Genomic DNA, 643 nt, shown 5'->3' with positions numbered 1-643 from the left:
GAGCACGGCCTCGCCCGTCCCACCCCCCAGAAAGCCGTCCAGCAGCTGGCGGCCGAGGGCTACCTGACACTGACGCGTCGGCATCCTGCTCGAGTCAAGGAACGCCCCCGTCACACGACTGTGGTCCGCGACCGAGTGGTCTACCGCGACGACCTCGGCTACTTCTTCGACCGCAACGCCCAGGACTGGGCCGCCGTAACGCCGCCCACCCGCGGGTTCGAAGTGCCGCCCAGTCATGTGGCCGATCTCCTCGGAACCACCCGCGGCCAGGACGTCCTCGCCAGACGCCGGCTCATGGGCCCGCGTGGGGCGACCGTCGCACACCAGGTGGCGGTCAGTTTCATCCCCCTCTCCGTGGTCGCCGAGATCCCGGAGGTCGGAGCAGAGCGCACCGGCTCAGGCGGGATCTACGACAGGTTCGAAGAGCACTACCGGGCGCCGCTCGAGTGGCGGGAGACCGTGTCCGCGAGACACCCGAACCCGGAGGAGCAGAAGGCTCTGGGCGTGCCGGCTTCCAGCCCGGTGCTGGTGGTGACGCGGGAGGCTCGCATCCGCCGGGACGGCGAGGAGGTTGTCGTCGAGGTGAATGAGACAGCGATGGCTGCGGCTCAGTTTGCGGTCTCGTATCACGTGGAGCGTGACG

General features: G+C 69.2%; 1 protein-coding gene. It reads left to right on the top strand.

From position 1 onward, the window contains the following. Positions 1–135 precede the first annotated feature (135 nt). The coding region (locus ABD191_RS29060; RefSeq protein ID WP_344089179.1) for a UTRA domain-containing protein at positions 136–643 on the top strand (508 nt) is incomplete at its 3' end.

Origin of the sequence: Luedemannella helvata (assembly GCF_039528415.1) — a bacterium.
In the GTDB taxonomy this organism is placed as follows: domain Bacteria; phylum Actinomycetota; class Actinomycetes; order Mycobacteriales; family Micromonosporaceae; genus Luedemannella; species Luedemannella helvata.
This window is presented reverse-complemented; position numbering and strand designations above follow the sequence as displayed.